At 67.4% G+C, this 10241-nt stretch carries 8 protein-coding genes; 6 read left to right on the top strand and 2 right to left on the bottom strand.

All coding sequences use genetic code 11. The annotated features are described in order from the left end of the window. The first annotated feature begins 46 nt into the window (after window positions 1–46). The 4 genes from ACQREB_RS08055 (at window position 47) to ACQREB_RS08040 (ending at window position 5232) form a co-directional block, all read left to right on the top strand. Window positions 47–565, top strand: coding sequence for an adenylyltransferase/cytidyltransferase family protein (locus ACQREB_RS08055; protein ID WP_427767488.1), 519 nt, complete (start codon window positions 47–49; stop codon window positions 563–565). A gap of 24 nt (window positions 566–589) precedes the next feature. After that, on the top strand, window positions 590–2260 hold the full coding sequence (locus tag ACQREB_RS08050) for a TIGR03790 family protein (protein ID WP_427767486.1): 1671 nt from the start codon (window positions 590–592) through the stop codon (window positions 2258–2260). Between the two features lie 20 nt (window positions 2261–2280). Continuing rightward, window positions 2281–2802 carry a 2-C-methyl-D-erythritol 2,4-cyclodiphosphate synthase gene (gene ispF / locus ACQREB_RS08045; RefSeq protein ID WP_427767484.1) on the top strand — a complete coding sequence of 174 codons (522 nt, stop codon included), beginning with the start codon at window positions 2281–2283 and terminating at the stop codon, window positions 2800–2802. A 66-nt stretch (window positions 2803–2868) separates the two neighbouring features. Beyond that, a complete protein-coding gene (locus tag ACQREB_RS08040) occupies window positions 2869–5232 on the top strand; it encodes a ribonuclease R family protein (RefSeq protein WP_427767481.1) in 2364 nt (787 codons plus the stop codon). 126 nt (window positions 5233–5358) lie between these two features. Here the strand turns inward: ACQREB_RS08040 and dinB are convergent, their stop codons facing one another. Then, window positions 5359–6438, bottom strand: a complete 1080-nt coding sequence (gene dinB, locus ACQREB_RS08035; protein WP_427767478.1) for a DNA polymerase IV — start codon at window positions 6436–6438, stop codon at window positions 5359–5361. A 35-nt stretch (window positions 6439–6473) separates the two neighbouring features. Then, window positions 6474–7301, bottom strand: coding sequence for an NAD(+)/NADH kinase (locus ACQREB_RS08030; RefSeq protein ID WP_427767476.1), 828 nt, complete (start codon window positions 7299–7301; stop codon window positions 6474–6476). 130 nt (window positions 7302–7431) lie between these two features. On the opposite strand from ACQREB_RS08030, the gene ACQREB_RS08025 reads away from it, so the two are divergent. Both ACQREB_RS08025 and nadC read left to right on the top strand, forming a co-directional pair. Then, window positions 7432–9153 (top strand): chloride channel protein, encoded by a 1722-nt coding sequence (locus ACQREB_RS08025; RefSeq protein WP_427767473.1) that lies wholly within the window; start codon window positions 7432–7434, stop codon window positions 9151–9153. Between the two features lie 76 nt (window positions 9154–9229). Continuing rightward, window positions 9230–10165 (top strand): carboxylating nicotinate-nucleotide diphosphorylase, encoded by a 936-nt coding sequence (nadC, locus tag ACQREB_RS08020; RefSeq protein ID WP_427767471.1) that lies wholly within the window; start codon window positions 9230–9232, stop codon window positions 10163–10165. The last annotated feature ends 76 nt before the right edge of the window (window positions 10166–10241 follow it).

Raw genomic sequence — 10241 nt, 5'->3', positions numbered from 1 at the left:
CCAAAAAAATGTTGGATAATCGGGCGGGAGGAACAATAATCGCGGCATGGAATCCCCCCTCGAACGAAATCCGAAACTGTTCCCGAGCCTGGAAGCCGCCGTCGCGCGCCGCGAAGCGCTGGCGCGGGAAGGCAAAAAACTCGTGCTGACGAACGGCTGCTTCGATCTGCTTCACTGCGGGCACGTCTTTTATCTGCGGGACGCCGCCGCGCTCGGCGACGAACTTTGGATCGGGCTCAACGGCGCCGATTCTGTCCGCGCGCTCAAAGGCCCGACGCGCCCCGTGCAGGGCGATCTCGAGCGCGCGTTCGTGCTCGGCGCGCTCGGCTTCGTCTCCGGAATCTTCTTTTTCCACACGCCGCGGCTGGACGCGGAAATCCGCGCGCTGCGCCCGGACGTGTACGCGAAGGCGGGCGACTACACGCTGGAGACGCTCAATCCCGACGAACGCGCCGCGCTCGAATCCTGCGGCGCGCGCATCGAATTTCTGCCGTTCCTGCCCGGCTTCTCGACGACCTCGCTGATCGGGAAGATTTCCGCCGCCGCCGCCGCGGGAACGCTCTGACGCAAGGCTCAAAGGTCCGGATCGATGAAATTCCTTCCGAGAAAAATTCTCTTCGCGGCGACGGCGCTTTTCGCCGTCTTCCGCCTTCCCGCGCCCGCCGCCGAAAACGACGACGCCGCGCTGCGGGAACGCGTTTACGTCGTCGCGAACGCCGCCGACGCGGAATCGCTCGACGTCGCCCGCCACTACGTCGCCGCGCGCGGCGTTCCCGAGAAGAATCTGATCGCGCTGACGCTCCCGCGCGAGGAGACGATTTCCTGGCGCGTCTTCGCCGACGAGGTGCATTTCCCGCTGCTGCACGAACTGTGCGCGCGCGGGCTCGTGGACGGCACGCCGACGGAAAAGCGCGACGCCGCGGGGCGCGTCCTGCTCGCGCTTCCGGCGAATTTCGATCCGACGAAGGCGCGCGCTGGCGAGTGCATCGCCTATCTCGTGCTCTGCCGCGGCGTGCCGCTGCGCATCGCGAACGATCCGGAAAAGCTGGCGCCGCTCGCGGAAGGCGCGACGCGCGCGCCGCTGGACAAAAACGAGGCGTCCGTCGATTCCGAGCTCGCGCTCGTCGCTGTCCCCGACGCGCCGATCAACGGCGCCGTGCCCAATCCGTTTTTCCGCGACGCGAAGAACCGCGTGCTGAGCAGGCTTCTTCTGAAGGTCGCGCGGCTCGACGGCCCGACCGCCGAAGACGCGAAGGCGCTGACGGAGAGCGCGCTGCGCGCCGAAGCGAAGGGGCTGATGGGGCGCGCCTGCGTCGATCGCGGCGGCCCGCACAAGGAAGGCGACGCCTGGCTCGAGGCGACGGAAAAGACGCTGCGCGGACTCGGCTTCGAAACGAGCGCCGAAACGACGCGCGCGCTGATGCCCGCGACGTCGCGCTACGACGCGCCCGCGTTTTATTTCGGCTGGTATTCGGCGCGCGTCGGCGGATGTTTTCTCGATCCGAAATTCCGCTTTCCCGCGGGCGCGTGCGCGATGCACATCCACAGTTTTTCAGCGGAGACGCTGCGTTCCCGCAGCGCGTGGACGGCGGGGCTCGTCGCGCGCGGCGCGGCGGCGACCGTCGGCAACGTCTTCGAGCCCTATCTCGGGCTCTCGCACCACCCGCATTACTTCGCGGAAGCGCTCGCCTCGGGCATGACGGCGGGCGACGCCGCGGCGTTCTCGATTCCCGCGTTCAGCTGGCAGGGCGTTTTCGTCGGCGACCCGCTTTATCGCCCGTTCAAAAAGAGCCTCGACGCGCAGCTGAACGACGCGCGGGAAGGGCGTCCGACGCGCCTTCACCAATACGCGTATCTGCGCGCCGCTCAGCTCGCGCGCGCCGAAGGACTCGACGGCGACGCCAAAAAGCTGCTCGACGAGGCGCGGCTCTACGCGCCCGGTCTCGCGCTCGAATACGCGATCGCACGTTCCCGCGACGGGAAGAATCCGCGCGCGGCGTGGACGTATTTCCCGCGGAATTTCGCGGCGGAAAATCCGGGCCTTGCGCTTGAGGTCGCGCGTTTTCTCGCCGAACACGGGAACGCCGACCGCGCGGCGGAATTTTACCGCGCTACGCTGGACGGGCGCCTCGTGCCCGAATTCGCGCGCGCGGACGCGCTGGCGGAGGCGGTCGCCTGCGCCGAAAGGCACCGCGTCGCCTCCGCTCCTGTGGCGGAGTGGAAGCGCGAACTGCAGCGGCTGCGCGCCAAAAAGAAATGACCGCGAAACGGAGGAGAATCATGGATTCCGAAAATCAGAAAAAAACTTCCGCGGGCGCGTTCCCGCCTTTCCGCGTCGGGCTCGGCTACGACGTGCATCGTCTCGCGCCCGGGCTGCGCTGCGTGCTCGGCGGCGTCGAAATTCCGGCGGACGTCGGCTGCGTCGCGCATTCCGACGGCGACGTCGTCGCGCACGCGCTCGCGGACGCCGTGCTGGGCGCGCTCGCGCTCCCGGACATCGGGCATTTCTTCCCGCCGGACGATCCCGCGTGCGCCGGCATGGATTCGCTGAAGATCGTCGAACGCGCGGCGGCGGAGGCGCGCGCTCGCGGCTACATCGTCGGGAACGCGGACGTCGCCGTGATCGCCGAACACCCGAAGATCGGGAAGCACGTTCCCGCGATGCGCGAAAAGCTCGGCGCGGCGCTCGGCGTTCCCGCGGACCGCGTCGGCGTGAAGGCGACGACGAACGAAAAGCTCGGCGCGATCGGCGCGGGCGAGGGAATCGCCGTGCACGCCGTCTGTCTGCTGATCGCGCGCTGAAGTCGGTGTGCCGTTCCCGCGATCGACCCGCTCATTACTCGTTCACCTGCAAGCAAGCATTCAATCATGGAACTCAAAGATTCGATTCTCGAACTGATGCGGCGCAAGGACTACGTGCCGCTGCGCCTCGACGAGCTCTACAAGGCTCTCGGCGGCGGCGGAAAAATCTTTTCACGCCTCAAGAAGGTCGTGCCGCGCATGGTGCGCGACGGCGAAATCGCGCAGGTGAAGCGCGACCGCTACTGCCTGCCCGCGGACGCGAATCTCGTCAGCGGGAAAATCGTCTTCCGCTCCGGCGGCTCGGCGAAAGTGCTTCCCGACGCGCCCGCCGACGGCTCCGAGCCGCATCCGCCCGTGCACGTCCGCGCGGAGGACACGGGCGTCGCGCTCCCGGGCGACCGCGTCGTCGTGCGCATCGAAAAGAAGCGGCGCAAGGGCGGTTTCCGCGAAGCCTACGCGGCGGACGACGACTACGAGTTCGGCGCCGTCGTGAAGATTCTCGAACGCGCCTTCGCGACGACCACGGGAACGCTGCGGCGCACGCGCTACGCGTGGAGCGTCGTTCCCGACGATCCGAAGATGAGCATGGAGATTCTCGTGCAGGATCCGGCGCGCTCGCCGCTGTTCCCGCGCCCGAAGGACGGCGAGAAAGTCGTCGTGCGCCTCGACGAATGGACGCGCCGCAGCGAGAATCCGACCGGCGAAATCGAAAAGGTGCTCGGCGTCTCGCACACGCCGCTCGCGGAATACCGCGCGATTCTCTACCGCTACGGGCTTTCGCCGAAATTCCCCGACGCCGTCTGTCGCGAGACCGCGGCGCTGCCGCAGAGCGTTCCCGCGCGCGACATGAAGGGGCGCCTCGACGTGCGGAAGATCTTCACGATCACGATCGATCCCGACGACGCCAAGGATTTCGACGACGCGCTCTCGATCGAATTTCTTCCGGGCGGCGCGACGCGCGTCGGCGTGCACATCGCGGACGTCTCGCACTACGTGCGCCCGGGAACGGCGCTCGACGCCGAGGCGCGCGCGCGCGGCAATTCCACCTATCTCGTCGGCACCGTGATTCCGATGCTCCCGCACGCGCTTTCGAGCGGGCTGTGCTCGCTCATCGAAAACGAAAACCGCCTGACGAAGTCCGTCTTCTTCACGTTCTCGGACAAACAGGAAATCCTCCGCACGGAGTTCGCCGGCACCGTCATCGCTTCGCGCAAGCGGCTGACCTACGGGCAGGCGTTCGCGCTGATGAACGAGGACGACAACGCCGCGCTGCGCCGCATTCCGCCCGTTCCCGAGCATCAGTCGGGCTATCCCGGCCGCGCGCTCGCGGATCTGAACGACGGCGAGCTCGACGAGCTGCGCCGCGGCGTGCGCGCGCTCTGGCGCATCGCCGCCGTCCTGCGGGAACGCCGCATGAAGGCGGGCGCGCTCGATCTCGACATGCCCGAAGTGAAGATCTACGTGGACGCCGACGGCTTCGCCGACCGCATCGCGCGCGTCGAGCACGACGCCTCTCACCAGCTCGTCGAGGAATTCATGCTGCTCGCGAACGAGAGCGTCGCGCGCGAATTTTCGCGGGATCATCTGCCGTACGTCTCGCGCGTGCACGACGCGCCCGAGCCCGAAAAGCTCGCCGACCTGCGCGAAGAGCTGCTCGATTCCGGCATCAAGACGGGCGACCTGACGAAGCGCGCGGAAGTCGTCCGCCTGCTCAAGATTCTCGACGGGCGCGAGGACGCCTACCCGCTGCGCATCCGCTTCCTGCGCGCGCTGAAGCAGGCGTGCTACCGCCCGAAGGCGGACGGGCACTACGGTCTGGCGAAGACGTACTACGCGCACTTCACTTCGCCGATCCGGCGCTACGCCGACCTGACGGTCCACCGCGTTTTCGATTTCTACCTGCAGAAAAACCGCCTTCCCGGCGCGCCCGCGAAGAAGCTGCCCTCAATTTCGCTTTCAGAGCTCAAGGGCGTCTCCGAACACATCTCCGAGACCGAGCGCTCGTCCATGGAGGCGGAGCGCGAATCGACGAAAATCAAGCTGCTCGAATTCTTCGAGCGCGAGGCGCTGCGCCCGAAGAAGAACGTCTTCGACGCCGTGATCACGGACGTGCGTTCCCGCGGGCTCTTCGTCGAGCTGAAGATTTCTCAGGCGTTCGGGCTGATTCCGCTTTCGTCGATGACGGACGACTTCTACCAGATCACGGGCGACGGGAGCGCCGTCGTCGGGCGGCGCACGCGCCGGACGCTGCGGCTCGGGCAGACCGTTCCCGTGGAGATCGCGAGGGTGGACCGTTTCCGCCGCACGATGGATTTCCGCTTCGTTCCCGAGGCGCTCGGCAAAGACGAGGAAAAGGGGAAGCCCGCCGGCGGGAAGACGCCGCGTTTCCGAGTCGAGCGCGCCGCCCTCCGCGGAAAGAAGAAGCGATGAGGAACGTTTAGGAGTTGAGGAGTTTAGAAGTTTAGGAGTTGAAAAGTTTAAGAGCCGAAAAGCTTAACCGTTAAACTTTTAAGCTCTTCAGCTGTTAAGCTCTTTACTCTTCAACTCCTCGACCTTTTAAACTCCTCCACTTTCCAAAGGCAGTTCGAGCTGGCTCGGGTCGCGGCGCGCGGGCGCGGGAGCGGCGCGGGAAATCGTCACGCCGAGCAGACGCACGGGCTTGCGCGGCGGCAGGTGCTCGCGGAGCAGGGCGAGCGCCGTTCCCTCGACGTCCGCCCTGCCGTCGAAGACGCGTTCCCGCGTCCGCGAGCGCGTGATCTGCGAAAAATCGGAAAATTTGATCTTCAGCGTCAGCGTGCTTCCGAGAAAGGCGGCGTTTTCGAGGCGGAGGAGCAGCTCCGCGACGATCGGCCCGAGCGCTTCCGCGCAGGCGTCGAAGCCGACGAAATCCTGCGGGAACGTGTCCTCGACGCCGACGGATTTCCGTTCGCGGTCCGGACGCACGGGACGTTCGTCGCGCCCGCGCACGATTTCGTAAAGCCATTCGCCGACCTTCCCGAAATGCGTTTCGAGCTCCTCGCGGGAACGCGCCTTCAGCGTCGCGCCGTCCGTGACGCCGAGCTCGCGCATGCGCCGCGCGGTCGCGGGGCCGACGCCGTAAAACGCCTCGATCGGCAGCCGTTCCAGGAACGCTTCCGCGTCCTTGGGCAGAATGCGCGAGAGCCCGTCGGGCTTGCGCAGGTCGGACGCGATCTTCGCGAGAAACTTGTTGTAGGAGACGCCCGCGGACGCCGTCAGCCCGAGCTCGTTTCTTATCGCCGCCCTGATTTCCTTCGCGATCCGCGTGGCGGTCTTGCCCTCGGGATTGTCCGTGACGTCGAGAAACGCCTCGTCGATCGAGAGCGGCTCGACGAGCTCCGTGTAGCGCCCGAAGATTTCGCGGATGCGCGCGGAGATCTTTTTGTACACGCCCATGCGCGGCGGCACGAGCACGAGGCGCGGACAGAGCCGTTTCGCCTTCGCGACGGAAAGCGCGGAACGGACGCCGTAGCGGCGCGCTTCGTAGCTCGCGGTCGTGACGACGCTGCGCGGCGCGTCGCGCGCGACGGCGACGGGAAGACCGCGCAGCTCGGGGGCGTCGCGCTGTTCCACCGACGCGAAGAACGCGTCCATGTCGATGTGGATGATTTTGCGCATCGCGTTTTTCGGCGCGCGTTCCCGCGGGAGCGCGCTCAGACCCAACGGAGCTTCGTCCGAAGAATCTCGAATTCCGAGAGCGTCGGCGGCTGGAGAATTTCCACGCGCGCGTCGGACATGCGGATCGTCAGCGGGAACGCGCCTTTGCCGGAAAGCGGGGCGTTCCCGTCGATGGAAATGCCCGTCGGGACGCCGGCGGAAACGTCGTCCACGCGGATCGTCATGCCGCGCGGGAGCACGACCGCGCGGTTGGAGAGCGTGTGCGGGCACAGCGGCGTGAGCGCGAAGACGTCCGCGTCGGTGTGGATCAGCGGACCGCCGGCGCCGAGGCTGTAGGCGGTCGAGCCCGTCGCGGTGGAAAAGATCAGCCCGTCCGCGCGGAAGGTGTTGATCGTGCCGTGCTCCACGGAATCGACGCGCAGCGCCGTCATCTGGAAGTTTTCGCTCGCCTTGATGACGACGTCGTTGAGCGCGAGGCGGCGCGTTCCCGCGGGATCGTTCGCGAGCGCGCATTCGAGCAGCGAGCGCGAGACTCTGCGGCAGCGCCCCGCGAGCGCGTCCTCGAGATCGCGCTCGATGTCCTTCGCCGAATAATTCGCGAGATAGCCGAGCTTGCCCAGATTGATGCCGAAGATCGGCACGCGGTTCAGCACGGCGCTCTCGACGACGCCGAGAATCGTGCCGTCGCCGCCGATCACGCAGCACAGCTGCGTTCCCGCGAGCACGTCCCGGTCGATCGGATGGTTCTTGGAGATCTGCGTCGCGATTCCGTGCTTTTCGGCGACGGCGACGACGGCGTCCAGGCACGCTTCGGCGCCGGGCTTCGCGCAGTTCCAGATGATCGCGATTCGGGAAATTTTCATGTCCGCGAGGATAGAACCTGCCGCCCGAATCTTAAAGCTTAAAGAAAGGCGTCCGGGAAAACGGGAGACGGTTCCCGCGAAATCTGGATTGCGTCGCGCGCCGAAGCCTAAAAAATCGTCCGGAAAAACGATGAAGATTTTCGGCGAGAAAAATGCCAGGTGGAAGATCGTCGCGCGGCCGGTGCTGTGCGGCGTCGCGGCAGGGCTGGCGGCGGTCGCGTTCCAGAACTCGATTCACTGGCTTTACGAAAACGGCGTCGCGCGCTTCGCGCGGCTGAGCGCGCCGGAATTTCTGCTGTATTCGCTGCTCGCGCTCGCGGGAACGGCGACGACGGCGGCGCTGCTCGTCACGCGCTTCTGTCCGGACGCCGCCGGGAGCGGCAGCCCGCAGCTCAAGCTCGCGTTCTGGAAGGATTTCGGCGTCGTGCGCTGGCGCACGACGTGGACGAAGTTTCTCGGGAGCGCGCTGACGGTCGGCGGCGGCTGTTCGCTCGGGAACGAGGGGCCGATGGTGCAGATCGGCGGCGGCGCGGCGTCGAATCTCGCGGGCGCGCTCGGCGTTCCCGCGCACATGCGGCGCGAGGCGGCGGCGGCGGGCGCGGCGGCGGGGCTGGCGGCGATCTTCAACGCGCCGATGGCGGCGGTCGCGTTCGTGCTCGAGGAGGTCGTCGAAAATCTGAACAGCCGCCTGATCGGCGCGATTCTGATCGCCGCTGTCACGGGCGCGCTGACGGCGCATTTCTTCATGGGCGACGCGTCGGTCTTCACGATTCCGGCGACGGTGCGCGCGAATTGGGCGGTGTACGTCTTCACGCCGCCGATCGCGGCGCTCGCCTCTCTCGCGGGCGCGGCGTTTCAGAAGCTCGCGCTGGGCGTGCGCGCGCGCGGGCGGACGGCGTTCCCGCGCGTTCCCGCGGCGGCGAAGATCGTCGTCGGCGCGCTCTGCGTCTGGGCGATCGGGAGCGCGGTCTTTCTCGCGACGGGGCGGCTGGGCGTCTTTTCGCTCGGCTACGGCGACCTGAGCGCGGCGCTGAACGCGGAGCTCGCGTGGGGCGTCGCGGCGCTGCTTCTGGGCGCGAAGCTGCTGGCGACGGCGCTCTGCTACGGGCTGGGCGGCTGCGGCGGCATCTTCGCTCCGGCGCTGTTCTTCGGCGGCACCTGCGGCGCGGCGCTCGCGGGCGCGCTCGCGCTCTGCGTTCCCGCGGTCGGCGCGGAGGAGGTTTCCGCGCTCGCTGTCGTGGGCATGTGCGCGTGCTTCGGCTCGGTCGTGCGCGCGCCGGTGACGGGCGTGCTGCTCGTCTTCGAGATGACGCACCATTTTTCGCTCGTTCCCGCGCTGATGCTCGGCGGAATCGTCAGCGTCGCCGTCTCGAAATTTTTCTCGAAAAACGGTTTTTACGACGAAGTGCTCGCGCAGGACGGCAAGGAGATTTCGCGCGTCATTCCGCCGCGCGACCTGCGCGCGTGGCAGGATTCCCCGGTGTCGCGCATCGCCAATTTCGCGCCGCGCACGCTGCGCGAGGACGCTTCCGCCGCCGACGCCGCCGCGCTGCTCGCAGAGTACGGCTTCGCGCGCTTCCCGGTCGCGGACGGCGCGGGGCGCGCGCGCGGGCTCGTCCTGCGCGAGACGCTGGAGGCGGCTCTCGCCCGCGGCGGCGACTTCTCCGTCGGCGCGCTTCCGCTGCGGGGCGTTCCCGCGTGTTCCCGCGAGACGCGGATCCGTGAAGTCGAGCGTCTGCTGATCGAGGCGGCGGACGGGCTCGTCGTCGTCGAGGACGGGGCGGGGCGCCTCGTCGGCGTCGTCACGCTGCACGACGTCCTCCGCGCGGAAATGCACTTCAACGAGATGTGACGCCGCGCGTTTCCTCGTCGGGCGGAGAAAAAGAAGTTTGCGCGGGCGGGGCAGGGCGGGTTTCATTGTCGGCATCATGAAAAAGTCACTCGACGCAATGTCCGGCATGGCGCACCGCCTCGCCTGGGAAAACATCGATCCCGCCTACATCGAAAAAATCGTGAGTCTCGCGCGCGACGAGGACGTCGCCGGCGAGGGGCTCGTCTCCGCGATGCGTCCCGCCCGCGCGGGCGATCCGACGACGGAGATTTCCGCGCCGCGCGGCAAGACCGCCGCCGCGGATCTGGTCGCGCGCAAGCCCTGCACGCTTTCGGGGCTGAGCATGATTCCCGCGATCCTGAAGATTTACGGCGGGAACGCGTCCGCCGAATTTTTCGCGAAGGACGGCGACGCCGTTCCCGCGGGCACGGTCGTCGCGACGATCCGCGGGGACGCCGCGGAAATGCTGACGGCGGAGCGCGTCATGCTGAATTTTCTGCAGCGCATGAGCGGCATCGCGACGCAGACCGCGCGTCACGTCGCCGCGCTCGGAGACGTGAAGACGCGTCTGCTCGACACGCGCAAGACGACGCCCGGCCACCGCGTGCTCGACAAGTACGCGGTCGCGTGCGGCGGCGGCTGGAACCATCGCCTCGGGCTCTTCGACCAGCTCATGCTCAAGGACAACCATCTCGCGGCGGACGAGGCGACGGCGGGCTCGGCGCTCGCGGAGCTCGTGCGGCGCGCGCGGGAACGCCGTCCGGACATTCCCAGCGAGGTCGAGGTCGATCGGCTCGAACAGATTCCGCCCGTACTCGAGGCGGGCGCGGACGTCATTCTGCTGGACAATTTTTCCGTGGAGAACCTGAAGCGCGCGGTCGCGCTGATCGGCGACGCGGCGTGGACGGAAATCAGCGGCGGCGTTTCGCTGGAAAGCCTGCCGACGCTCGGCGCGGTCGGCGCGGACTTCGTTTCGTGCGGCGCGCTCACTCACAACGTTCCCTGGATCGACGTCGGTCTGGACTGGGAATGAGACGCGAAAAGCTCAGGCGGTCCGGGGCGGATTTCGGGAACGCGCTTCGGTTCACGAAAAACGCCCTTGGCGCCGC

This window comes from Candidatus Spyradosoma sp. SGI.093, from assembly GCF_050314555.1.
Lineage (GTDB): Bacteria > Verrucomicrobiota > Verrucomicrobiia > Opitutales > UBA953 > Spyradosoma.
Note: the sequence above shows the minus strand (reverse complement) of the source record. Positions and strands in the feature narration are given on the sequence as shown.